This window comes from candidate division KSB1 bacterium, from assembly GCA_022562085.1.
Classification (GTDB): domain Bacteria; phylum Zhuqueibacterota; class Zhuqueibacteria; order Oceanimicrobiales; family Oceanimicrobiaceae; genus Oceanimicrobium.
On sequence record JADFPY010000010.1, the window covers coordinates 12876 to 38294 of the forward strand.

General features: G+C 42.7%; 24 protein-coding genes. 19 read left to right on the forward strand and 5 right to left on the reverse strand.

The features are described 5' to 3' along the window. The first annotated feature begins 179 nt into the window (after window positions 1-179). Together fusA and IH879_01900 are read left to right on the forward strand one after the other, a co-directional pair. Window positions 180-2267, forward strand: coding sequence for an elongation factor G (gene fusA / locus IH879_01895; protein ID MCH7673688.1), 2088 nt, complete (start codon window positions 180-182; stop codon window positions 2265-2267). Beyond that, window positions 2264-2761 (forward strand): HIT domain-containing protein, encoded by a 498-nt coding sequence (locus IH879_01900; protein ID MCH7673689.1) that lies wholly within the window; start codon window positions 2264-2266, stop codon window positions 2759-2761. Before fusA ends, IH879_01900 begins: the two co-directional genes overlap by 4 nt. Window positions 2762-2802: 41 nt before the next feature. Here the strand turns inward: IH879_01900 and mazG are convergent, their stop codons facing one another. Further along, window positions 2803-3594 carry a nucleoside triphosphate pyrophosphohydrolase gene (gene mazG, locus IH879_01905; GenBank protein MCH7673690.1) on the reverse strand — a complete coding sequence of 264 codons (792 nt, stop codon included), beginning with the start codon at window positions 3592-3594 and terminating at the stop codon, window positions 2803-2805. Window positions 3595-4068: 474 nt separating this feature from the next. On the opposite strand from mazG, the gene IH879_01910 reads away from it, so the two are divergent. From IH879_01910 to IH879_01950, 9 genes are all read left to right on the forward strand, one after another. Further along, entirely contained in the window at window positions 4069-4356 is a 288-nt protein-coding gene (locus tag IH879_01910) for a hypothetical protein (protein MCH7673691.1), read from the forward strand. Between the two features lie 192 nt (window positions 4357-4548). Next, window positions 4549-5859: an adenylate/guanylate cyclase domain-containing protein gene (locus tag IH879_01915; GenBank protein ID MCH7673692.1), complete on the forward strand. Its 1311-nt coding sequence runs from the start codon at window positions 4549-4551 to the stop codon at window positions 5857-5859. Between the two features lie 21 nt (window positions 5860-5880). Next, on the forward strand, window positions 5881-8160 hold the full coding sequence (locus IH879_01920; GenBank protein ID MCH7673693.1) for a tetratricopeptide repeat protein: 2280 nt from the start codon (window positions 5881-5883) through the stop codon (window positions 8158-8160). After that, window positions 8161-8553 (forward strand): NusG domain II-containing protein, encoded by a 393-nt coding sequence (locus IH879_01925; GenBank protein ID MCH7673694.1) that lies wholly within the window; start codon window positions 8161-8163, stop codon window positions 8551-8553. A 34-nt stretch (window positions 8554-8587) separates the two neighbouring features. Then, the gene (locus IH879_01930) at window positions 8588-9097 is read left to right on the forward strand and encodes a Gx transporter family protein (GenBank protein MCH7673695.1); all 510 of its coding nucleotides are present in this window, start codon (window positions 8588-8590) and stop codon (window positions 9095-9097) included. After that, window positions 9091-11142: a tetratricopeptide repeat protein gene (locus IH879_01935; protein MCH7673696.1), complete on the forward strand. Its 2052-nt coding sequence runs from the start codon at window positions 9091-9093 to the stop codon at window positions 11140-11142. Before IH879_01930 ends, IH879_01935 begins: the two co-directional genes overlap by 7 nt. Further along, window positions 11143-11973, forward strand: a complete 831-nt coding sequence (locus tag IH879_01940; GenBank protein ID MCH7673697.1) for a dihydroorotate dehydrogenase electron transfer subunit — start codon at window positions 11143-11145, stop codon at window positions 11971-11973. Then, window positions 11966-12877: a dihydroorotate dehydrogenase gene (locus IH879_01945; protein ID MCH7673698.1), complete on the forward strand. Its 912-nt coding sequence runs from the start codon at window positions 11966-11968 to the stop codon at window positions 12875-12877. Before IH879_01940 ends, IH879_01945 begins: the two co-directional genes overlap by 8 nt. 120 nt (window positions 12878-12997) lie before the next feature. Further along, a complete protein-coding gene (locus tag IH879_01950) occupies window positions 12998-13819 on the forward strand; it encodes a phosphatidate cytidylyltransferase (GenBank protein MCH7673699.1) in 822 nt (273 codons plus the stop codon). Window positions 13820-13847: 28 nt separating this feature from the next. Here IH879_01950 and IH879_01955 read toward each other — a convergent pair whose 3' ends face one another. From IH879_01955 to IH879_01970, 4 genes are all read right to left on the reverse strand, one after another. Further along, window positions 13848-14789, reverse strand: a complete 942-nt coding sequence (locus IH879_01955; protein MCH7673700.1) for a hypothetical protein — start codon at window positions 14787-14789, stop codon at window positions 13848-13850. A gap of 108 nt (window positions 14790-14897) precedes the next feature. Then, window positions 14898-16139 carry a M20 family metallo-hydrolase gene (locus IH879_01960; GenBank protein MCH7673701.1) on the reverse strand — a complete coding sequence of 414 codons (1242 nt, stop codon included), beginning with the start codon at window positions 16137-16139 and terminating at the stop codon, window positions 14898-14900. Continuing rightward, window positions 16140-16337, reverse strand: a complete 198-nt coding sequence (locus IH879_01965; GenBank protein ID MCH7673702.1) for a PqqD family protein — start codon at window positions 16335-16337, stop codon at window positions 16140-16142. A gap of 241 nt (window positions 16338-16578) precedes the next feature. Continuing rightward, complete coding sequence (locus tag IH879_01970) at window positions 16579-18561, reverse strand: oligopeptide transporter, OPT family (protein ID MCH7673703.1); 1983 nt, start codon at window positions 18559-18561, stop codon at window positions 16579-16581. A 442-nt stretch (window positions 18562-19003) separates the two neighbouring features. Between IH879_01970 and IH879_01975 the strand changes: the two genes are divergently transcribed. The 8 genes from IH879_01975 to purS form a co-directional block, all read left to right on the forward strand. After that, on the forward strand, window positions 19004-19801 hold the full coding sequence (locus IH879_01975) for an energy-coupling factor transporter transmembrane protein EcfT (GenBank protein ID MCH7673704.1): 798 nt from the start codon (window positions 19004-19006) through the stop codon (window positions 19799-19801). Window positions 19802-19807: 6 nt separating this feature from the next. Then, a complete protein-coding gene (gene truA, locus IH879_01980; GenBank protein ID MCH7673705.1) occupies window positions 19808-20536 on the forward strand; it encodes a tRNA pseudouridine(38-40) synthase TruA in 729 nt (242 codons plus the stop codon). Between the two features lies 1 nt (window position 20537). Next, entirely contained in the window at window positions 20538-21707 is a 1170-nt protein-coding gene (locus IH879_01985) for a trypsin-like peptidase domain-containing protein (protein MCH7673706.1), read from the forward strand. Between the two features lie 12 nt (window positions 21708-21719). Next, the gene (locus IH879_01990) at window positions 21720-23015 is read left to right on the forward strand and encodes an adenylosuccinate lyase (GenBank protein MCH7673707.1); all 1296 of its coding nucleotides are present in this window, start codon (window positions 21720-21722) and stop codon (window positions 23013-23015) included. Window positions 23016-23071: 56 nt separating this feature from the next. Then, window positions 23072-23767, forward strand: a complete 696-nt coding sequence (locus IH879_01995) for a phosphoribosylaminoimidazolesuccinocarboxamide synthase (protein ID MCH7673708.1) — start codon at window positions 23072-23074, stop codon at window positions 23765-23767. Window positions 23768-23791: 24 nt separating this feature from the next. Beyond that, window positions 23792-24436, forward strand: coding sequence for a phosphatidylserine decarboxylase family protein (locus IH879_02000; protein ID MCH7673709.1), 645 nt, complete (start codon window positions 23792-23794; stop codon window positions 24434-24436). Further along, the gene (gene pssA, locus IH879_02005; protein MCH7673710.1) at window positions 24433-25173 is read left to right on the forward strand and encodes a CDP-diacylglycerol--serine O-phosphatidyltransferase; all 741 of its coding nucleotides are present in this window, start codon (window positions 24433-24435) and stop codon (window positions 25171-25173) included. Before IH879_02000 ends, pssA begins: the two co-directional genes overlap by 4 nt. 8 nt (window positions 25174-25181) lie before the next feature. Then, a partial coding sequence (gene purS, locus IH879_02010) for a phosphoribosylformylglycinamidine synthase subunit PurS (GenBank protein MCH7673711.1) occupies window positions 25182-25419 on the forward strand: 238 nt, incomplete at its 3' end.

The following is a 25419-nucleotide window of genomic DNA, read 5'->3' on the forward strand; positions in this document are numbered from 1 at the left end:
AGAAGTATGATTTCATAGAGCTGATGAGCTCTATTTTTTTGATTTTTAGTTTAATAAAGATAGAACAATTAATCAGTAGTACTTTTGTTCTGAAAATTCATCCCGTTTTTTAAGTTAGACATTCCAATTCATACTAAGATTTCAACTATGATAGAACTTTCAATTAAGGGAGGTTTATAGTGAAAGAGTATTCCGCAGCGGATATTAGAAACCTGGCTCTAATTGGTCACGCTACTGTCGGCAAAACGACACTGTCTGAAGCAATGCTTTTTTCTGCCGGAGCTATCAACCGCCAAGGTACAGTTGACGATGGGTCGACTACCTCTGACTATCATGGTGATGAAATTGAAAGAAAAATTTCGATTAATGCCTCTCTCCTTAACTGTGAATGGAAAAATTGTAAGTTTAATTTTCTTGATACTCCAGGGTATTCGGATTTTATGGGTGACGTGATTAGTGCCCTGCGTGTGGTGGATTGTGGTGTCGTGGTTATCAATTCAGTTTCGGGTGTGGAAGTTGGTACCGAGAATGTTTGGAAAGCGGCAAACAATGCCGGAGCCTCGACAATCTTTTTTATGAATCGGTTGGACAAGGAGCACGTTGATTTCAATACATCTTTTGAAAGTTTAAAAGGCAGGTTTGGCAATAAAGTGATGCAGGTTCAGCTTCCTGTTAACAGCGGCGAGGGTTTCGATTCTTTTGTCGATTTACTTAAAATGACGCTGGTTAAGTACGAAACCAACGGATCCGGTAAATTTTCTACATCCGACATACCGGATGATTTGAAAGCCAAAGCCGATAACCTGCACGAAAAACTGATAGAAATGGCAGCCGAAAATGATGACGAATTACTTGAAAAGTTTTTTGAGGAAGGGTCGCTTTCAAACGAAGAAATTAAGAAAGGCTTAAAATCCGGAATCGCAAGTCAATCGATTTGTCCGGTACTTTGTGGCTCTGCTGAGAAAAATATTGGCGTCCACCATTTAATGGACTTCATAGCGGAATACGGCACGGCTCCAACAGACAGACCGGCAGAACTAGCAAAGAAAGCCGGGACTGAAGACGAGGTTGAACGTGCTTGCGACCCCGGTGCTCCTCTTTCGATGTTGATATTTAAAACCGTTTCCGAGTCTCATTTAGGTGAGTTATCATTTTTTAGAGTCATGTCCGGTAAAATTCCCGCTGGCAGCGAGGTCATGAACACGAGCAGGAGAGTTTCTGAAAAAATTGGTCAAATTTATGTCATGAATGGAAAAAACCGTAGAGAATTGGGGAGTTTAAGTGCCGGTGATATTGGGGCCACGGTTAAGCTGAAAGACACACACACCGGAAATACTTTGAGTGATAAAAAAGATCCGGTCGAGCTTAAAGGGATCGACTTTCCGGCTCCGGTTATTCGAATTGCTGCTGAGCCAAAAGCCAAGGGTGATGAGGACAAGATTTCAACCGGTCTCCACACGCTTCATGAGCAAGATCCGACTTTTATTTCAACCCACGATCCGGAACTGCATCAAACAATTATCTCCGGCTTGGGCGAATTGCACTTAGATATCGTTGTGAAAAGGCTCAAAGAGAAGTTCGGGGTTGATGTGAACTTGGTTGAACCCAAAATACCCTATCGGGAGACCATAAAAGGCAGAGCGGAAAAGCAGGGGAAGTACAAAAAACAGTCGGGGGGTAGAGGACAATATGGCGACACCTGGATAAAAATTGAACCCCAGCCTCGTGGGGCAGGATTTGAGTTTGTAAATGCCATTGTCGGCGGTGTGATTCCATCTAAATTTATTCCGGCTGTTGAAAAGGGTATAAAAGAAGTGATGGAAGAAGGAATCATCTCCGGCTGTAAAGTTGTAGATGTAAAGGTTACATTATACGACGGCAGTTATCATAATGTCGATTCTTCGGAAATGGCGTTTAAAGTCGCCGGTTCAATGGGTTTTAAAAAGGCTTTTGGGGAAGCAAAACCAATTCTTCTGGAACCCATTTATGATGTTGAGGTGACTGTTCCCGAAGATTTTATGGGTGACGTCATGGGCGATCTTTCCGGACGTAGGGGCAAAATTTCAGGAATGGAAGCGGAAGGCCCATTTCAAGTTGTAAAGGCAAAAGTACCTTTGTCTGAGCTCTACAAGTACTCAACCTCGCTCCGTTCAATGACCCAGGGTCGTGGAATTCATCGCAGGAAATTTTCGCATTATGAAGAGGTACCGAATGATGTGACCAAGAAATTGATAGCGGCCCACGAAGAAGAAAAAACTCTAAAATGAAGTCTGACTCAAAGTCAGAGATCCTGTGGGCTCCCTGGCGGATGGAATATATTTTGGGCGAAAAAGAGAGTGGATGTATATTTTGCACAAGGATTAACCAGGATAGTGACAAGGAAAATTTGATCTTGTTGCGTGGGGGAAATAATTTCGTCATTATGAATAAGTATCCCTATAATAACGGCCATTTAATGGTCGTTCCCAACCGTCATACTTCAGAGTTTGATTCATTGAGTGATCCCGAAAAATTGGAGATGATGAATTTGGTCTCGAAGTCAATGAATGTACTTAAAAAAACGGTTAACCCGGATGGTTTTAATGTAGGCATGAATATTGGTAAAATTGCCGGGGCAGGTATTGACGACCACCTGCATTTTCATATTGTACCGCGCTGGGCCGCCGACACCAATTTTATGCCCGTGGTTGGACAAACCAAGATCATCTCGGAAGATTTGGGGGAAACCTGGGAAAGGTTGAAGGAGGTGTTTTTAACCTAAATATGATAGTGTGAAGGCGTCCCGCCGGCTGAGGCTCGAGTTCACTTTTTTTCATTTTCCTTCTGCTTTTCCCAAGCAACATCCAGTTCCTCTAATGTAGCCTCGCTTATTTCTTCTCCTTTCAATGTAAATTCGCGTTCCATATTCTTAAATCTGGTGATAAATTTCTCGGAAGTTTTACGTAATGCATCCTCTGGATTAATTTTAAGAAAGCGAGAAATGTTGACCAGGGAAAACAATAAATCACCAAACTCTTCCTCAACGCGCTCTTTACTTTCTTTTTGATGGGCAATTTTTAGCTCATCTATCTCTTCAAGAATTTTCTGCCAAACTGGTTCTTCTACCGGCCAATCGAAGCCGACTGTCGAGGCTTTCTGTTGGAGACGCTTTGCTCTAAGCAAAGCCGAGAGGGCTTTGGGTACACCGTCCAGAATGGATTCTTTCCCTTCCTGCTTTTTCAGCTTTTCCCAGTTTATTGATTGCTCTTCCGCTGTTTTAATTTTTACGTCCCCAAAAACATTTGGATGCCGCCGCACCAATTTGTCGGTAATCGCATCAATGACTTTTGCTATATCAAATGTATTCTTTTCGGATGCAATCTGAGCATGAAAAACAACTTGGAGAAGCAAGTCGCCTAGTTCTTCCTTTAGAGCCTCGTCATTATTTTCATCAATGGATTCCAGGACTTCGTATGCTTCTTCGAGTAGATACTGTGTTAAGGTCACGTGGGTTTGTTCTTTGTCCCACGGGCAGCCATTATCGCTCCGAAGGTCAGTCATAATGTGAACGAGTTTTTCGAATTTCTCACCAATGTTAGTTTTTTGGGTGGACATAATTTTTTTAAATTTAGCTGGTTAATTGGTCTCTATATTAGTCGCAATTTTTTTAATTTAGCCTCGCGGATAAACTGGTTTTCTTAAACACTCAAAACGAGGGTTGCGGAGATTGGCATAGCGGTTTCCGCAACCCAGGCGGTTCAACCGTTGCACTATTCTCCGAGACTATCAGCGTAGTAGTCATTGAGTTGGCCAAAGTATTGAAATAGTTGCTGATTGTCAACGGAATTAAAGAGAAAAAAATAGCAAGATTCTGCTTATTTAAACAGTAAATTTTTATTTTTATGAAAATCTTGACAATTAAGATATTTATCTTTATTTTGCTGATTGTTAATTTTATCGGCTCAACAATTCTTGTGAATTAAAAAATATCTTAAGCCTTTAATAATTGAAGTCTCTTGCAGAAAACCTCGATCAAAAGATCGTAAATTTTTTCCCGAACAGGTTTATGACAAGTATATTTATAATGTAATGTTTTCACGCGGTTTTTTTCAAAAAAGAGAAGTTCGCAAATTCGGTTTTACGCCGTTTTATTATGAAGATGAGGTGGATGGGAATAGAGAAGAAACGGAATCTCGAATAAAGTTTAGAAAGATCCTTCGCAGTTCACCTGTTGCTAAAAAGTCTGTTCGAGGTCTGTTTTTTTTAGCTATGCTATTGTTGGTAGGTCTGTTTTACCTGTGGGGGTTGATAAAGGATGAAACACCCACGTTTCAACTTGAAGAAATCAGAATAGAAGAGACCCAAAGTAACTTTTAGCCGTTAATCTGCAACTTTGTTTTTCAAAGGGGACCGGTGTCTCAAGCAAAGCAATCAAATAATCTCGTCGGCTCTAATTCAGTCAAAGCTGAAGTGTCTTCCAAATCATGGCGCTCTTGGTTTTCTCCATGGCGTATCCTACCCATAAGAATAAAATTAAGTTTAATTATTGCATCTATTGTTGTGTTGGTTATGTCGACTTTTAGTCTGATAGTATTACAGAATCAAAAAGTTGCTTTAATGCAGCGCATGAATCAAGTTTGCAAGGTTCTGATTCAAAACCTGGCCGAAACCTCCAAGGGTGATCTTCTGTTAGACAAAAAAGAGAGAGTGACCGAAGCAGTTTTTCGCTTGAAGAAAAATAGTGTTGATGGTCTGGAAAAGGCGGCCATTTTAAATCGATACGCCGAACCAGTTGCCTCATTTGACCTAAATGGGCAAGAAGTAAAATTTGCCAATGCCACTGAACTCCTCAAGATATCAAAATTCACAATTAAAGAATTGCCTCTGCATTTTGAGTATTATTACCCCATTACCCATCAAATAAGGGAAAATAGCAGAATTAAGAACATACTTTTGGGCATTGCTTTTATCAGCTTTTCCAAGGAGTCGATTTTGCAGCCAATCGAGAATGCTAGAAATATTGCTATCGGCTCTGCGATTTTTGTTACTCTACTGTCAATTGTTTTTATAAATCTGATTGCCAGAAAAATGGCAAAGCAGATTCAAATGCTCTCCGACGGGGCAAGGGCAGTTGGTAGCGGCAATCTTAATGTCGTTATTTCAGTGAATTCGAGAGATGAATTGGGTCAGTTGGCTGCTGAGTTTAATAATATGATCCAGCATCTGCGGGAAAAACTGCAAATGCAGAAATTCGTTTCAAAGTTGACGGTGCAAATGATCAAAGATACCGTCGGGGTCAATGGCAAAAAAACCAAAGCCGCAAATCAGAAAGTAGCCGTACTTTTCTCAGATGTTAGAAACTTTTCATCAATTGCAGAACAGTTAAAACCGGAAGAGATAGTTAAGTTAATCAATGTTTATTTTGATTTGCAGACTCGAATCATTGAGACCCATAAGGGTATTGTTGATAAATTTATGGGTGATCAGATCATGGCCATCTTTCAGGGAAAAACGATGGCGGATAATGCTCTCCGGGCAGCGGTTGAAATACAGCGACAAGTTCGCTTGGTTAACCATAAACGAGAAGCGAAAGGTGAAGCCATACTTGAAATGGGCATCGGTATAAACAATGGTTCCGTGGTTATAGGGAATATGGGTTCCGCGGATCGCATGGACTATACAGTAATTGGTGATGTGGTCAATGTAGCAGCCCGCCTTTGTTCCAAGGCTGCCGCCGGTCAAATTATATTGTCATACGATCTAGCCAAAAAGGCGAATGGTTCTTACCCAACCAGCCGGCTAAAATCACTTTCTGTAAAAGGAAGAAAAAAAGGAATCGATGTATGTGAAGTTGATTATAATCGCGAAATACTCGCTTAGTGTTTTTTTGAAATATTATTTATGAATAAATTATTGCTCCTTGCCTCCATCCTGAATTGCATCTGCTTCACTTCCATAACTTTATCCCAGACAACTGTAGAACTTTTTAGACCCAATGCCCGGTCAATGGCATTAGGAGGTTCTTTGGTTGTTCAGGCCCGTGATCCCTCGGCCATTTTTTGGAATCCAGCAGCTTTGTCCGGATTGAAGGACCGCACCATGCTCATTAGTGTTAACGATCCATTTGCTTTTAATTTTGTAAGTGTGACTCAAGTTGTACCTTTAATGGGAACATTCGGAGCTTCCCTTTCACGACTGCCCGCCTTACCGGAAAAGGTTGACAGGGGGACTTTGGCCTGGGGCCGCAGATTCTATAAACGATTGTTTATCGGAAATAAATTTGACTTCATAAAACAGGACAGTACCTTGTTTGCGTCTACCGGTTTGGGGATTTTCTTTGGCAATCCTGGTGTTGGAGTATTGGATAAACGATGGGAAAAATTTTCAGACTCAAAACTTTGGGATAAGTTGAACTTCGGCATGACAGTTCATAACATTCCTTTAAGCAAGAAAGTTTTTGAGCCTTCCGTTATGTTTGGGCTTAGCTATCTTTGGCCCACGCCGGGTTTACTTTTGAACACAGGTTATCATTTTCAACGAGGTGAGAACACAAACCACCTCGGAATTGGTTTTGAATTCAACAGAAAAATGACAGTCTTTTTGGGTCTTGAAGACCTCGATTTTGATAATTCTGCAGCCGGATTTCAGTACACTCGCGATAACTTTGTGTTCAATTTCGCTTATTCCAAAAGTTCGGAAAAGTTTCTTTTTACTTTTTCAGCAAGGATTAGCCCGGCCCCGGCTGCCCTGGCTGAACGGTATTATGAAAAGGGTGTAGAAAGATTGACGTTAAAAAAATACAAATCAGCTTCAAGAGAATTTAAAAAATATCTAGATTATGACTTGCTTGATACAAAATCAGATTCTGTAGAAACTTTGGTAAATGATTTGACTAAGCGGCTCGCAAGGAAAGAAATCGTGATTGATTCACTGTTTTCATTGTCGAGTAGATTGCTTGCTCAGGAAGATCCACAGTTCTTTCGGGCGGCCTATGTTCTGACAAAAATTAAAGAGTTGGATCCGGATAATTTTGATGCCGCCGTGAAATTAAACGCACTTAAACCGGCCATTGATGTTTTAATTAGGAAGTCACTCTCCGACGGAATGGCCGAGTTTGATGCCAAACAATATTTTGTGGCTGAAAAGTCATTTAAGCGCGTCCTGATTTTTGACAAAAACCATAATACTGCGATAAAATATCTCGCTGATATTGACAATATAAAAAATTATTTGGCAGAAGAATATTTTTTCCGGGGGTTGGGTTATTACCGTGACAAAAATTTTAGGATAGCAGAACAAGAGTTTAAGCGTGCATTAGAATTTAATGAAACACAAATTGAAGTTATTAAATACTTGAGCAGAACGAGACAGAAAATCCGGGAAAATATAAAGCTGATTTCCAAATTTCTTCGGGAAGCAGAGGCGCTGGAACAACAAAAAAATTACGTGGGTGCGACTAATAAGTATTTAGAAGTCTTGAAAATTGACCCTGGAAATAGCGACGCTAAATCTGGAATTGCCAAATCAAGACCCCAAATCAATCGGTTTATACAGGAAAAATACGCTGAAGGCTTACTACTTTACAGATCGGAAAACTATGCAGAAGCAATTGAGGTCTTTTCAAATGTGTTGTCAATTAATCCCGATCACATAAATGCCAAAAGAAATTTAACAAGAGTACGGAATGATAGAAGTGAAAAAGCTTCTTCTTTTCTCAAACGGGGAGACTTGTTTTTCCAGCAAGGCAATTGGCAATCTGCGTTAGAAAGCTATTCGAAAGCAATAGCAATTGAGCCCTCCAATTCGAAAGCCCTTCAAAGGAAAAAAGATGTTCAAAAAGAACTTCAAATTGCGAATTTTATAGAACGGGGCAGGCAAAAAGTTTATGAAAAGAGGTACCTGGAGGCAGTGACGATTTTTGGGGATATATTAAGGCTGGATCCCGACAACCGAATTGTGAAGATTGAGCTCAATAACACCCGGAACAAAATCAATGAATTGATTGAGGAACATTTTAATAATGGGATTAACCTTTTTACATTAGATAGATATCAAGAAGCAATTGTAATATGGAACAAAGTTTTAGATCTCAATTCGAACCATAAAGGTGCGCTTGAGTATAAACAAAAAGCGATTGAAAGAATTGAGGCTTTAAAAAGAATTCAGAATCAGAATAAGTAGATGAGTAATTTGAAAACTGTTTGGCAACTGCTTACCAAAGGCGATAAAATATTAGCTTCCTCTTTGATTCTACTAAGCATGTTAAGTTTTACAATTTTAAAAGCAGTTAGTCAACCCGGTCAAATAGCAGTTATCAAAGTGGAGAATCTGCAAAATTTCAGTAAAAATTTGAACCGGGATGAAAAGTTTAACACAAGCGGCCATATTGGTGAAACCTCTATAGAAATAGTTAATAAAGCAATAAGAGTCGTTAGTTCTGACTGTCCTCAAAAACTTTGCGTTCGTCAAGGCAGCATCACACATACCGGTGAAATCATTGTATGTGTCCCCAACAAATTAACGATCTCCATTGAAGGCAGACGCAAAAACAAATTTGATGCGATTACCGGTTAACCCTTCCAAACGCGCCAAAGAAGGCGTCTTTTCCTTGAAAAAAACTTCAGATGTAACCAGGTTGGGGGTTTTGGCGGCTACTGGATTGATTTTGTTTTTGTTTGAGTCCGCAATTCCAAGACCGTTGCCCTGGTTAAAACCCGGTTTGTCAAATTTGGTAACGATAATTGCTTTATATTGTTATGGTTTCAGAGCTGCTTTTTTAGTCATGCTCCTTCGTGTAATCACCGGGGCATTTGTTTTAGGTACTTTATTTAATCCTGTTTTCTTGTTTGCCTTAAGTGGTGGGGTTGTCGCCACAAGTGTTATGGCCTTTTTGTACACCAACTTTAGTAAAACATTCAGTGTTTTAGGGGTTAGTCTCTTAGGAGCGTTTACACATAATTTCGTTCAACTGCTGCTCGCTGCATTTCTGGTTGTAGGCAGTACCCAAGTTCTCTATTTGATGCCGATTATGTTGTTGTCATCACTTTTTTCTGGATTTTTAGTTGGAATTTTCGCACATTACATCATTCAAAAAATGGAAGTTTTAAGAATATGGTAAGAAATCCTGAACACTGGAAGGCCCTTTTCTCCCTTCTTGTTTTGAGTTTCACTGTCTCATCATGCGCCTATTTCAATACATTTTATAATACCAAAAAAGTATTTAATGAGGCCAAGAAGGAACGAAAGAAGCGCCTCAGTGAAAAGCCTTCATCAGCCGAATTGCAAAAATATGATAAAACGATTGAAAAAGCATCAAGGATATTAGAGATTTATCCAAATAGCAAATATGTTGATGATGCACTTATAATTTTGGGTGAATGCTTTTATTACAAAGGCGAGAATGTAAAGGCTCAGAGAAAATTCCACGAACTAATTACCTATTTTCCTGAGAGCGACTATTTCTTAAAAGCTAAAATCTGGTTAGCGAAAACTGACATTAAGTTAAAAAATTATCCGGCGGCAAGATTGAACCTGCAAGAGTTGCTTGGTTCGCAAAAATTGAAAAGTGATATCAGGGATGAAAGTAGATATTTGCTGGGAGAGTCTTTGTTTGAAGAAGGAAAGTTTTCGGAAGCAGCGAAAGAGTACGAAACCGCCGCACTGGCTGCCAAGGATAAGTTAATTAGGACAAATGCTTACCTAAAATTGGGCGAATGTCAGATTATCAGTGAAAAATATTCGGAAGCAATCGCAAGCTTTAAAAACGCTACAAAATACAGCCCAGACAAAAATTTGAAATTTGATGCAAGATTAAATCTCGGCAGGGCACTAAAGTTGGCCGGGGATTTCAAAAATGCTACCCGAATTTGTTCGCAGTTGTTGGGAAATGTTTCTTATCGAAAACGGCACGGACTGGTAAAATTGGAAATCGCCGATTGTGTTTATCACGAGGGTTTGTCCTTGTATGATAAATTAAAAGATGCCAATGTAGAGTATAGCGGAAAGATCAAACAAGCGCTTGACGAGTATAAGGCAACCGCTGAGGAATTTAAAAGGACTGAGGTTTCAGCCACAGCTTACTACCGGATGGCGAAAATTTATGAACAGGATTTGGCTGATTTTAATAAAGCAGTTGACGCTTACAACAGAGTAAGAGGCGAATATCCAAAATCAGAGTTGGTTCGTGAATCGACAAAAAAAGCCAAGGATATCAGTGATTTGATTAGGCTAAAGAATCTCGTTAGAAAGTCTCAGGGCGAACAATTGGCCATGAACAGCGGAAGACATTATCAATTGAGCGAACTCGAGTTATTGCTTTTGGAACACGGCGTACATCCTGAACTTCGATTTATGCAGCGACAAAGAAAAACAGCCAAACTCGATGTTTCTACTTTGACGGCCAGGGATAGTCTATCAGAAAAGGAAAAGAAAAGGAAGAGTCTCGATGAGCTTGTGGCGAATAAGTTACAGTTGGCTGAGGTCTATCTCTTTCAATTCAATCAAATCGATTCCGCATTATTTGAATATGATGAAATTGATAAGCTCTTTCCGAGCCACCCGGCAACCGCAAGGGCGATATATTCAAGCGCTTTTGTTTATGAGCATGAATTTCATAATAAACCCAAAGCAGATTCGTTGCTCTATACTCTGCTGCAAAGATTCCCTGATTCACATCAGTCTCAAGACGCAAGAAAAAAATTAGGACTTCCCCTCAAACCGGCTACAAACGGCGCTTCAGTATTATTTCGTAAAGCCGAGGAAGCCCTTTTTAACGAGCAAAATGTTCAGAATGCAATCTCCGGATATGAAGCGGTCATTGCAAAATATCCGGATTCGGAATATGCCCCAAAGGCTTTGTTTGCACTTGGGTGGGTTCATGACCAGGTTACCCTGGACAAGGAAAAAGCCAGCGAGCTTTATGAAGAAATTCAGAGCAAGTATCCGAATTCGGAATTTTCAAGGCTTGTTGCCAGGAAACTAAGAGCGGTGAACATTGCGCAAAATCCTGAAACCTCAAAGGACCAGAAACAGCCGGAACCTTCGGAATCTGCATCTAAAGAGGGGAAACAAAAGGAACTCCTGGAAGAAGAATTAGATTTAGAGGAGATGCTCAAGGCTAACGAGTCAAAGAAAGAAGAGAAGAAAAAACCGCCGGTCCAGTAAATGCGTGGTAAAAAGCATTATAACACTAAGGGAATTTTTGAATGTCCGATTCTGTCCGTAAAGAACCTGGTTGGGGATATTTATTTAATACGGATGGCATGTCCGGCCGTTGCACAAAATGTAGTTCCCGGCCAATTTGTAAACATAAAAGTAAACAATGAATTTGTGCCGTTCTTGAGAAAACCGTTTAGCGTTTGCCGGCGAAGTGAGAAAGAAGGATGGATCGAGATTTTATGGAAAATCGTGGGCAAGGGGACAGAAATAATGTCCCGTTATCAACGAAATGACTTCGTGAACATCGTTGGTCCGCTGGGACGAGGGTATGACATTCCGCCGGATTTGCAGACCGCGCTCCTTGTGGGAGGTGGGCTTGGAGTAGCTCCCCTCCCTTTTTTGTGTGAAGAAGCCCAAAAGTTGGGAAAATCTGTTGAAGTATTTCTGGGAGCAAAGTCGGAAAATGAACTTTCAATGGTTGAGGCTTTTAGAACTTTGGGCGTTGAAGTTTATCTCTCCACCGAAGACGGCAGTCTCGGGAAACGCGGTTTGGTGACAGAGATTCTACTACAACGTCTGAATCAGATGCCTTCATTAGCAGGTGTTTACCTTTACAGTTGCGGGCCAAATCCTTTTCTGCAGGCGATGATGAACATTTCCGAAGAGCGGGGCATTGGTGGAGAAGTAGCCATCGAAACCATGATGGGATGCGGATTTGGGATTTGCGTCGGATGTCCGGTGCGGGTGAGAAATGGAAAGGCAGGAGAGGGGTTGTTCAAGTTGGCTTGTCTTGACGGACCTGTTTTTAATGCCGCGGAGATTTTGCTCGATGCTTGACCTTTCGGTTCAAATAGGATCGTTGAAACTAAAGAATCCGGTACTGGTGGCTTCCGGCACGTTTGGGTACGGCAAAGAAAGCGCAGATCTTGTCAATCTGGACAAGTTGGGCGGCATCGTTACCAAGTCGGTGAGTCCGAAGCCCAGAGACGGCAATCCGCCGCCGCGAATCGTCGAGCTCCCAGCCGGCATGCTCAATTCGATCGGTTTGCAAAATGTCGGAGTGGAAGCCTTTGTAAAAGAAAAACTGCCCTTTTTGAAAACAGTAGATACTTCGCTAATCGTCAACATTGCGGGGAGTACCGCTGAGGAATTCTTCACCGTTGTGAACCGACTGGAAAGTGAGGAAGGAATTGACGGGTACGAACTCAATTTTTCCTGTCCGAATGTGAAAGAGGGCGGCCTGGAATTCAGCCAAGTTCCAAAGGTAACTGCCCAGGTTACGGCGCTGATCCGGAAAGCAACCAAACGTCCGCTGATCATTAAACTCACACCAAACGTAACGCGCGTCAGTGAAATCGCCCGGGCTGCAGCCGAAAGCGGAGCAGATGCAGTTTCTCTGATTAACACTTTGGTGGGCATGGCCGTAGACATCGAGTCACGCCGTCCGAAAATTAACACAATTACCGCCGGTTACTCCGGGCCGGCCATCAAACCGGTTGCTTTAGCCAAAGTTTATGAAGTCGCTCAGAATGTCAATATTCCGATTATAGGAATCGGCGGAATTATGAACACACAGGACGCTTTGGAATTTTTGATTACGGGCGCCACCGCAATTGAAATTGGCACGGCAAATTTTATCGACCCAACGACCGGAGAAAGGATCGCGGAGGAATTGGCTGGGTATTGTGAAAAGCGCAACCTGACTTCAATTTCTGAGTTGGTTGGTTCACTCAAAACTTAAAATGGACACAGAGACACAAAGAACCACAGAGATCCGCAAAGAAAAGACATTACTGAATTCTTGTTTTATCTCAGTGATCTCCGAGTTCTCTGCGTCCTAAATAAAAGTTAAGGAGGGAGTTTGGGATTAGAAACACTTGGCGCTCGAACGCTTGTCTCGCTGGTCTTTGGACCGGCCATTCTGATTTCGGCATGGATTGGCGGCTATGTCTTTTTAGGCCTTGTCACCTTGGTGGTCATTCTCGCTATGCACGAGTTTTACAGTTTAGCTGTACACAAAAATGCCCGGCCTCAGAAGATTCTCGGAATTGCCACCGGAGCCGGCCTATGCCTACTACTTTATTTTAATCAGCTTCAACACCTCTGGATCTTACTTTCTGCATCGTTTCTCATAATTCTCATCATCGAACTTTTTAGAAATAAAGACAGCGCGATTTTAAATGTTGCAGCCACTCTGCTGGGAATCTATTTTGTCGCATTAACGCTCGGTTTTTTACTTTTAATCCGGGAAGTACCCAACCCGATTAGCTATAAATTAGGTGGCAGTTTAGTTATCTTAATTTTCGCCACCGTTTGGGTCTGCGACTCGGCGGCTTATATGCTGGGTTCCAAATTTGGTAAGCACAAACTCTTTGAACGGGTTAGCCCTAATAAAACAGTTGAAGGAACGGCCTTTGGATTTTTTTTCGCGCTGCTGACAGCCTACATTTCCCAATTGACTTTTTTGCCAGAAATCAGTTTGGTTGACGCTTTAGTGATTGGCGTTATTTGCGGCAGCTTTGGGCAGGCGAGCGACTTAATTGAATCTTTGTTTAAAAGAGACGCCGGAGTGAAAGATGCGTCTAATCTGATTCCAGGACACGGTGGGGTTTTAGACCGGTTTGACAGCGAGATTTTAGTCGCGCCGGTAGTTTATTTTTATTTGCGGTTTGTGGTGTTTTGAAAAAGTTAATTGGACATAATCCCTCAACCTAAACCACAATTCTCCCTTTCTCAACAATCAGCTTGCCGTCAACACTAAGGGTCGGTTTCAGCAAAATTCCTTTGATGGCTTGAACCATTTTGCCGTGTACTTTAGTCGTTTTATTCTGGCCGAATGAAACATGAATGGTGCCAAGCGCTTTTTCGTCCTCCTGTGCGGAATTGCCTAATTTAACGCCAGGATTTGTGCCGACCCCGAATTCATAAATTTGTCTCCCTGCCGGTCCAAATTTTCGAATTGCTTTTCGTAATTCGTCTGCTTCATGACCACCTTTTATCTGGGTGATTTCCCCCTCTTTGACATTAAGCGTAATGGGATTTGCCAGTTTCTTTATACCTGCGATACGGTCGATTGCCACCATGCCGTTGATATGTTTGTGGTTGAGAATGACACAGGCTTCTCCCGCCGGCAGACTTGCAAATTCACCTGCTTGCTGTACAACACCTGTTTCAGCAATACCTTTCATTCTGGAAATCGTGAGCCGGGCTTCAGTACCGGACGGAGATTGCAAGTGCAGTGATTTGCCGATTGAGAACAAATCGGAAATCTTGCGGCTAATATTGTTAATTTTCTTGTAGTTGGTTTCAAATGTGCGCTCGATTAGCGTTCCCGTGGCATTTTGCAAAACGAGAATTCGCGAGCCATTTCGACGGGCTTTATTAAAAGTTTTTTCATCAAGAGGCTTTGAGGTGAGGACGAAGCAGGCGTCAGCTTGTGCTAATGATCCTTGCACCGCTTCAGGGAGTTGGTTGTCAGTGCCGTTTGAAAATTTTAGGAGCAGCGAATTCTTCGATATTCTTAAGGCCGTTTTCCAGATCGTTTCACCGACGTCCGCTAATGATTTGTCGGTTACAATGAGCAGACTTTCATTCGGCTTTAAGTCGAAACAATTTCTCAGAACAGCTCGAGTTGACTTTTCTAACGAAATCATAAAACCAGGCCGCCCTAGGTAAAGAAAATAATTTCGAAAACTCCTTTAATTAAAACTTCAGCTGCTTTATTTGCCAGTCATCTCAAGAATGACTGGCAAATCCTCCAATCAGCTTTGCAGCGCCACATGAGCAAAGACTTTAGCGTCATCCAAAATGTTGTCGATTTTGACGTATTCATTAGGCTCATGCAGAGTTTCATCTTGTGTTGCCCACACCACCGAGTTAAAGCCTGCCTCACGAAAAAATGCCGCAACGGTTCCACCGCCAATTCCCTTTGGTTCCGTCTCCACCCCTCGAATTTCGGAAATGGCACGTTGTATCGCTTTCACGACGGGAGCATCGACTGGAGTCGCAGGGGCGGCTCTAAGTTCTTGCGGTGAAATCACTGCAATAGAAACGCCATGCTTCTCTTCTACTTTTTTGCAGATTTCTTTAACATTTTTCCATAAGTCATCGACGTCGTAATTCGGCAAGAGGCGGCAGTCGTAGTAAAAGATATCCTCGCCGGGGATGGTATTTACATTCGGCACATTTGCTTCTTTTTTCGTCGGCTCAAATGTGCTAATTGGCGGATCAAAAACTTTGTCTGAGACGTTGAAAGTCTTGTAAAGATCTTCTAACTCCACAATCAAGTTTGCACCCGCTTTATGAGCGTTTACGCCAAGCTCCGGCGTTGAACCGTGAGTTTGCTTTCCTTTCACCTCAAATCTAAACCAGACGATGCTCTTTTCGGCAACTTCAACTAAAGTGCCGTCCTCGTTTCCGGCGTCTGGAATGAGAAAGAAGTCCTCTTTTCTGAACAGGCCTTTATGATTTTTTAAGAGGTACTGAATACCATAATGACTGCCGGTTTCTTCGTCCGCAACAAAGATGAGGCCGATGTCTTTTTCGGGCTCAATGTCATCATCAAGAAATGCTTTGACAGTTAACAAAGAGGAAACGATAGCCTGTTGATTATCTTCGGTACCGCGGCCAAATATTTTACCATCTTCGACTTTGGTGGTCCAGGGATCGCCGTTCCACTTGCTCAGATCGCCAGGTGGAACGACGTCCATGTGCGACATAATCCAGATGGTTCCGCGGCTGCTTTTCCCTTTAAATTTCGCAATCAGATTGGGTCTGTGGCCGGAAGAGACTCGGTCATCCGGGGCATGGTAGGAGTTGATATCTTGGCAATGAAGCTCGTTTTGCAGGTAGGAGTGAATGAACTCGGATTTTTTTTGTTCGCCGTCCCCGTCGCTTTCCGGGGCAAGGGCCGGAATGGCTGTTAGTTCTTTTTCCAGATTGATTGCTTCATCTTGGTATTCATCGATTCGCCTACAAATCTTTTCTAAAACGGTTTTGTCCATTTAAACCCAGGTAATCGATTTGCTCTTTTCCAAACTCTGAAAAAAGAGGGTGAGTCTCTCATAAACAGGGTCAACTTTCGATCCGAATTTTTTTGCCATTCTATTCGCGATTTCTTCAAAATTTTTCATGCCGTCGCAATGTTGCCAGACAAAACTGCCCACTTCATCGAGATTCAACCGGTAATTAGGCGTGGCCATTTTGGACGCCAGCCATTTGCCGAGAATGTGATTGCCAAATTTTGGGATTAAAATCACTGTGAAACCGCTGCCGTTTGTTTCCCATTTGCGGTTCCATTTTGGGCGTTGGGGCAGTTTTTGTTTTTCAGGCATTTTTATATGTAACCTTGAGAAGTATTCAAGTGTTAAAAGTGTTCAGGTTTTACAATTCGCGGTAGTCCGAGAACTCTGGCGAGTCTTGGACTTTAACACTTTAACTTAGCTATTCTTGTTGTTTAACGACATTCACCGAGGTTTTATAAAGTCCGAACATCACGATTGCTAAAAGCGCAATACCTATAATATTCCAGCTATGAACACCAAAAAACGCCAAAACATCATTTCTTTCATAGATTACGATCGGGATAGCCATCAAAATACCCACGAGCGCTTCGCCTGTGATGAGGCCGGCCGAAAATAGCAAACCGTTACGCAGGCCCGATTTGGTTTTCTCTGCGGCAGCTTCTTTCTTATCTTCCGGCACTGTCTTTTCATTTTTCCTCAGCGCTCTTTCTGCAGTCCATGCCAGAATACCGCCCAATAGAATTGGAACTTCAAGCTGAAATGGCAAATAAATCCCCACTGCTACTGCCAGAACCGGAGTTCTAAAAGCGCTGCCTCTTTTCTCGAGGTAGAGATCTAAAATGATTATCCCCACAGCTATTGCCATCCCCCAGGAGACGATTCCCCAAGGCAGACCCGCGCCAAATACGCCAGCAGCAACGGCGGCCATCAGGGTTGCCTGTGGCGCTGCCAGGGGGTCGGGATGCGTTGCGGTGGGTTCGCCAATCCCGTAAGCATTCAAAAGAAGCGTTAGAATGGGGGCCATGACGAATGCAGCGGCGGCAACGCCGACTACCTGCATGATTTGCTGCTTAATCGGGGTTGCACCAAGAATGCGTCCGGCTTTGAGGTCTTGCAGATTATCACCGGCTATGGCGGCGGCGCAGGCTACCACGGCGCCGATAAATATCGCCGAAGCCGGGCCCGTGACGCTGCCTGTGCCCAACCATACCAACAGCAATAATGACGAGGTCAAGATAGTAGCGATGGTTACGCCCGAAATAGGATTATTGGAAGAACCCACCAAACCGGCCATGTATCCGGCAACTGAAGAAAATAGAAAACCGGCGATCAGCATAATCGTCGCCATAAAAAGCGACAATAGCATGTTACCGGTAAAATAATTAAAAATAAAAAAAAGCGGGATTACAGCTAAAAGAATTGCTGCGCCAACCCATTGCATGGGGGTGTCCCTTTCCGTTCTTATGATTGTCCCGCCACTCTTCTTTTGTTTGTAAGCTTCTATTCCTGATTTAATCCCGCTCACGAGGCTTTTGCGGAGACGAATTAATGCCCAGATTCCTCCGACCATCATCGCGCCAACGCCGAGATACCTGGTCTGGGTTGACCACATCGTGTTTGCCAAATCAACGGCCGATTCGCCCGCAGGTATGCCTCCTTGCATGGCAGTCAAAATAGGAATGAAGATGTACCAGTTGATAGCCCCGCCGAGAAAGATTAAGACAGCGATATTCAAGCCGACAATATAGCCCACCCCAACGAGAGCCGGCGAGAGATTAGAACCCGCATAAGCAACGGTTTTGCCTACTCCCGTCGCCGTCTCGACTGCGCCATCCCATAGTCTTAAACCGGTTTCACCAAATTTGAACAACGCTCCTATGGCGCCTGCTGTTGCCACCACTTTCACACCAGCACCGCCAACATCCCCTACCTTCAAGACCTCGGCCGTTGCCACGCCTTCCGGGAATTTCAGGGGATTATCTACGATCAGGGCTCGCCGCAGGGGAATGGTAAACATGACGCCGAGGAGACCGCCAAATCCGGCTATCAAGGTTGTTTCCCAATAATTAAATTCTGTCCATGCGCCAATTAGTAAAAGCGCCGGAACTGTAAAAATGACTCCGGCCGCCAGACTTTCACCGGCGGACGCAGCAGTTTGGACAATATTATTCTCAAGAATATTGGATTTTTTGAATAAGCTCAATACCGCCATAGAAATGACTGCTGCGGGAATTGAAGCCGAAACAGTCATTCCGGCAAATAAACCGAGGTAGGCATTGGCCGCGCCAAGAATGACCGACAACAGAACCCCAAGTATCACCGCTTTGATGGTAATCTCACTTAAAGAAGTTGATGCGGGAATGAACGGCTGAAAGTCCTGTACATTGCTTTTTTCAGGCATCGAACCCTCCTTTAACATTATCTTTCAATTTTGATTTTCTGCCTCCATTGAACTTCGCAGGATTTACGGCCGACAAGTGGGTTATTCAGCCGCCCTTTCCGTTCTTTACACGAGTTCCTTTCTTTTCTTTAGCCATATTCCTTCCATCCGTTTAGGTTGAAATTTTAGTGAGTTGCAAAAATGTGAGATGGGATGGGCAAGATAATACTTTTGAAATCGCTCATGTTCCTCCTTCCGAGTTTGTGGGCGAAATGATTTAATGTGGAATAAATGGTTGGAATGACGAACCCTCCGATTCGATTTTCAAAGTATAAAATTTTTATTAAAAGTCAAGCGAAAATTAAATTTCAGTTAGAAATCCGGTTTTTTGGGGCCTGGTTTTTTTATTTGATTTTTATAAAAATAGTTATATATTAATAAATTCGATAAATGGAACTATTTAATGGCTTTAAAGGACATAACGCTCGGTCAATATTTTCCAGGAAATTCGTTTTTACACCGTCTCGATCCCCGCAGCAAACTCTTTGCAAGTTTGATTTTTATGACTTGTTTGCTTCTTTCACAAAAGATTTTTTTGTTTTTACTTTTAGCGGGAATATGTGTGTTAGGCTTTTATTTGTCCGGGATACCCTTGAGCCGGATGTTAAAAAACTTAAAGCCGTTTTTTTGGCTTTTTTTGATTACATTTTTGATTCACCTGTTTACAACAGGGGGAAAAGAATTAATCCGAATCCCTGTTTTGGGCTTCAGTTTAAGCGAAGAAGGGTTTGTAAACGGGCTGTCTTATTCACTGCGATTAGGGCTTTTAATCGTTTTTGCTGCCTTTCTCACCATGACAACACCTCCAATCGAGATTACGGATAGCTTGGAAAAATTGTTTTCGCCGCTCAAACGGTTCAAGGTTCCCGTGCATGAATTTGTTTTAATGATGACATTGTCCTTGCGTTTTTTGCCTTTACTTATTCTGGAAGCAGAAAGAATCAAAAATGCGCAATTATCGCGCGGGGTTTCACTCGAGGGCAATTTGCTGCAAAGAGTCAAAAACATTGTGCCGATGATCTTACCTTTGTTTATTTCAGCGATTCGCCGCGCAGAAGACTTAGCCGTTGCCATGGAAGCAAGGCACTATGTCGGCGGCGAAGGGCGTACCTCTTTCCGCAGGCTGCGCTTTCGCAGAGGAGATTTTGGCATGTTGGCTTTTTCAAGCCTTGCCTTTTTTGGCATTGTTGCTTTGAAATAGTACTGCATGAGAAATATAAAACTGGTTCTTGAATATGACGGCACGGATTTTTGTGGATGGCAACTTCAACCGAAAGACAGAACAGTTCAGGGCGTTTTACAAAGCTCTTTGAAGCAGTTGTTACGGGAATTACCGACGATTTACGCGTCCGGGCGGACCGATGCCGGTGTTCACGCTTTGGGGCAAGTAGCGAATTTCAAAACTGAAAACCAGCTCACGTTGGATTCCATTCAAAATGGAGTAAACAGTTATCTGCCGGCAGATGTTCGAGTGCTGAGTGTCGAAGAGGCAGGCGAAGAGTTTCATTCACGTTATGATGCGGTAAAAAGAACCTATCGATACGTTATCGCAAAGAAAATGCTGGCAGTTGGCCGGCAATATTCGTGGTTTTGTAAATACAAATTAGATCTGAGCAAAATTCGCAGTGCCTCTGAGTTTTTAATCGGCAAGCATTCTTTTGAAGCCTTTGCCAAACTCAACGAAGAAGAAAAGCACTACCTGTGTAATGTTGAAAGCGTGAGGTGGCAAGAAAGTGAGGAAGATTTTTCTTTTACAATTAGTGCAAACAGATTTCTTCACCACATGATAAGAATTATCGTGGGAACGATGATAGACGTTGGCCGAGGCAAGTTGCTCCCTGGGGATATAAAAGACATGTTAGCTTCTGGAGAGAGAAAGAGAGCGGGCAGTGTGGTGTCTGCTCATGGTTTGTTTTTGGTTCGAGTGGATTACTAAAATGAAAAAAAACCTTTTATTGATTTTTCTACTTTCATTGCTATTGGCTTGCCAAAGTGATGAAAAACAGCCTGCAACCACAGACCTTGCTGCTATGACTCCGCAACCGGTTTCGCAGCGGAGCGGTCAGTTGGTCAATGATCAAATTTCAAACAGCCGAAGAACTGCAATTACCCGGGCAGTGGAAAAGGTGAGCGATGCAGTTTGCGGCATCAATGTTACCCAAATACGCCAGGCACGTCGTTCTAACTACTATGACGACCCTTTTCTCCGCTTCTTTTTCCCTGAGAGAATTCCGCGCCAGGCAATAAAGAGTCTGGGTTCCGGATTTTTGATTTCGGCCGAGGGTTTTATTTTAACCAACGAACATGTGGTCAGTAACGCAAGTGAAATCGTTGTTGTTTTATCGGACGGTTCCACCCACAACGCAGAAGTCGTTGGGTCGGATTTCATTACAGATATCGCCCTGATTAAAATTGAAGGGAAAAATTATAATTATATCCAGTTTGGGAATTCAGAAGATGTTATTATTGGCGAGTGGGTGATTGCCCTTGGCAACCCTTTCGGCCTTTTTGAAATAAACTCAAAACCTACTGTGACTGTTGGCGTGGTTAGTGCTGTAGATAGAGATTTTGGTCGGCAAAGTAACGACAGGGTGTACCAGGATATGATTCAAACCGATGCAGCGATTAATCAGGGAAACAGCGGTGGGCCGCTTGTGAACAGTTTGGGTGAAGTCATTGGTATGAACACTTTTATTTACACCGGCAGCGATTACAATACCGGATCGATCGGTCTTGGTTTTGCCTTACCAAGTAATCATATAATCCGGGTCATCAAGGATCTTAAGGAGTACGGCGAAGTGAATAGACGGTTTCGCACCGGTCTCCAGGTTGATGATATTTCACCGATAGTAGCTCGATACTTTCGTTTAAGATCCAGTAACGGAGTCATTGTGACTGACGTTGAGAGAAACAGTTCAGCAGCCCGGGCCGGCCTTCAAGTTCGTGACATTATTCTTGAAGTAAATGGCAAAAAAATCGAGGATGAAAATGATATTTGGTCGGTCATTGAAAATTCCGATCTCCGCGGTGGTGATAAATTAAACTTTAAAGTTTTGCGGGATCAGCGAATTTTGAATATCTCGATGAAACTAGAAAGTGTCAATTGACAGGATTGAGTCTTGATTGAAAGATACTCACGGCCGGAAATGGCTGAAATCTGGAGCGACCAGAATAAATTCGCAACCTGGCTTAAGGTTGAAATACTGGCTTGTGAAGCGCTCGCTGAATTAGGAGAAATCCCAAAAGAAGCGGTTGCAAATATTAAGGAGAAGGCGAATTTTGACAGATCTCGAGTCCTTGAACTTGAAGAAACGGTCAAACACGATGTGATCGCTTTTCTTACCAATGTGGCAGAATATGTCGGGCCGGACAGCCGGTACATTCATCTCGGCATGACTTCGTCTGACTTGCTGGACACGGCGTTAGCAAGTTTGATGCGGCAGGCCGGCGGTCTGCTCTTGGATGGCTTAAAAGGATTGAGAAAGGTCCTCGGCGAACGAGCAGTCGAATTTAAGAAGACCGTTTGTATTGGCCGCTCGCATGGAATTCATGCCGAACCGACCACGCTTGGCTTAAAATTGGCCTTGTGGCACGATGAAGTCGGCCGAGGCATCGAACGGTTGGAGCGCGCAATAGAAACGATATCAGTTGGCAAAATTTCAGGAGCGGTGGGTACATTTGCCCACATCAATCCGTGGGTTGAGTCGTATGTTTGTGCAAAATTAGATTTAAAGCCGGCCCCGGTTTCAACACAAATTGTACAGCGCGACCGGCATGCTGAGTTTTTGGGAGCGCTTGCTCTTATTGCAGCTTCTTTAGAAAAATTTGCGACTGAAATTAGAAATTTGCAGCGCACTGAAATTTTGGAAGCCGAGGAGCCATTTACAAAGGGCCAAAAAGGATCGTCTGCAATGCCGCATAAAAGAAATCCGGTGGCCAGCGAGAATATTTCAGGCTTGGCCAGGTTGATCAGGGCAAATGCAAACGCAGCCTTGGAAAATATTGCTCTTTGGCATGAACGCGACATCAGTCATTCTTCAGTGGAACGGATAATCATTCCGGACAGCACCATTGCTCTGGACTATATGCTGCATCGCTTTACAAAGGTTATTTCCGATTGGGTCGTCTATCCTGAAAAGATGCTCGAAAATTTGCACATGACCAACGGCTTGATTTTTTCTCAGGCGATTCTTCTGGCCTTAGCCAAGAAGGGGATTACAAGAGAGGAAGCTTACCAATTGGTGCAAGGAAATGCAATGGAGGTTTGGGAGTCCGGTGGAAATTTTCGAGAAAAGGTTCTTGACGATGAGCGCATCGGCGTCCATTTGAATAAAACTGAAATCGAATCCTGTTTTGACTTAGAGAAGGATCTTAAAAACGTTGACTTTATTTTTAAACGAATAGGTTTAAATTAACACGTTTTAAAACGAGGAGAGAGGTAAAATTGAAAGAAGCAAAAAAGAAAAATAAACTGTACGAAGGAAAAGCTAAAATCGTTTATGAGACCGACAACGAGGATATTTACATCCAGGAGTTCAAGGACGATGCAACCGCGGGAGATGGCGCTAAGAAAGGCAAGATTAAGTCCAAGGGGATTGTCAACAACCAGGTTTCCGGCCATCTGTTCACTTATCTGGAAAGTTATCATGTTCCGACCCATTTCGTGAAAGCATTTTCTGACAGGGCCATGTTTATCAAAAAACTCGAAATGATACCCATAGAAGTGGTTATGCGAAATATCGCCACGGGGAGTCTCGTTAAGCGTTACGGGGTCGAGGAAGGAAAAGAGCTGGAACAACCCATTTTAGAATACTATCTTAAGGATGACGCCAAGCACGATCCCATGATAAATGAAGATCATATTCTATCATTTGGCCATGCGGATGCTGAAGAATTAAAACAGATTCAACGCTTGACCAAGAAAATAAATGCAGTCCTCAAATCGTTTTTTTACAGAAGGAATATGCTGCTGGTTGATTTCAAATTGGAATATGGTCGGTATAAGAATGGCAAAATTTGCCTTGGAGATGAGATTTCGCCGGACACATGCCGGTTCTGGGATATTGAGACCAACGAAAAATTGGACAAAGATAGATTCAGACAAGATCTGGGAAAAGTTGAAGAAGCTTATCAAGAAGTTTTAAAGCGCGTTTTAAAGGCGGGTTAACTGCTCACTTGAAGGGAAAGTAAGTTGAACAAAGAAGGTTTGGGAATCGTAGTCGGTATGGTCTTGTTTAGCGGAATCTTAATTGCAGGTTCCCTGGTCACCGGGCATTTATATCTTAAGATTATTACGGGAGTAAGTGTTCTATTGACCGTTTTGGTCATATATTTTTTCCGCGATCCGGAGCGGGACATACCGGAGGGCGCCGACAATATTTTATCGCCCGCAGATGGGAAAGTGGTTGATATTCGGGAACAGTATGAGGATGAGTTTTTGCATGAAAAGTGCACACGAGTCAGCATATTTCTATCGGTTTTTAATGTGCATGTCAATCGGATTCCCATTTCCGGAGATGTGAAATATTTTAGATACCAAAAGGGGGCTTTTGTAAATGCTTATAAAAGCGATGCCTCAGAAATAAATGAGCAAACAGTTATTGGAATTGAAAATGGAAAGTGTAATATTTTGTTTAAACAAATTGCCGGTTTGATCGCGAGAAGAATTGTTTGTAATGTTAGAGAAGGCAACACGGTTAATTTGGGAGAAAGGTTTGGGATCATTAAATTTGGCTCAAGAGTTGATATCTTCTTCCCGAAAAACGTTGATGTTAAAGTTAAATTAAAAGAAAAAGTTAAAGGCGGACAAAGCATCATAGGAGTGATAAAAACATGATTAAAAGGAAAAGGGATATTGTTCCCAGCCTCTTTACAATGCTTAATTTATTCTTCGGATTTTTTGCGATTGTCATTGCAATCAAAGGTAATTTTGTGCAAGCCGCCTGGTTGATTATCATCGCAGGAATCTGGGATGGCATCGATGGGAAAATCGCCAGGATGACCCATACGTACAGCGAGTTTGGGATTCAATTTGATTCGATCACCGATGTCGTATCGTTCGGTGTGGCGCCGTCTGTTTTAATTTATCAGTCCGTTTTCTATAAACTGGGGCCACTTGGGATTATCTTAAGTTTCCTACCTCTCCTTTTGGCTGCAATCAGGCTATCAAGATTTAACGCGAACCTTGACGGGTTTGAGAAAGAAAACTTTACAGGTCTTCCCGTCCCGGTAATGGCCGCGACACTGGCTGCCTATGTGATTTTCAGTTACGATCTTTGGGAAGGAATGCGATTCGCACCGTTTTTAATTCCTTTGGTTCTTTTCCTTTGTTATCTAATGGTAAGCCACGTTGAATATGAAATGATGCCGAAATTTTCGTTTCGGGAGGGTAAGAAGAATTCAGTCCTGTTTATTATAATGCTCCTTGCGATTGCCGCCGTTGTCATTTTTAGACAAACAGCGGTCTTTCCGATGGCTCTTGGTTTTGTTTTGTATTTTTGGATTCGCTCTTTGGTACATCATCATGGAGAGGAAGAAGATGAAAAATTGCTCGACGTATCTATTCCGGATTGAATGCGATGATGACTGCTAAAGTTCATATTATGTTAAAGAAAGGTATTCTTGACCCCCAGGGCAAGACGATTCATCACGCACTGGAAAATTTAGGCATTGATCAAATCGAAGAAGTCCGAATGGGGAAGTTGATTCAGTTGCAGCTCGGAGACGTTCCTGAGGACGAGGCAGAAAACATCGCCAGGCAAGCCTGTACAAAACTTTTGGCTAATCCTGTAATTGAGGATTTCCGAATCGAATTAGTTA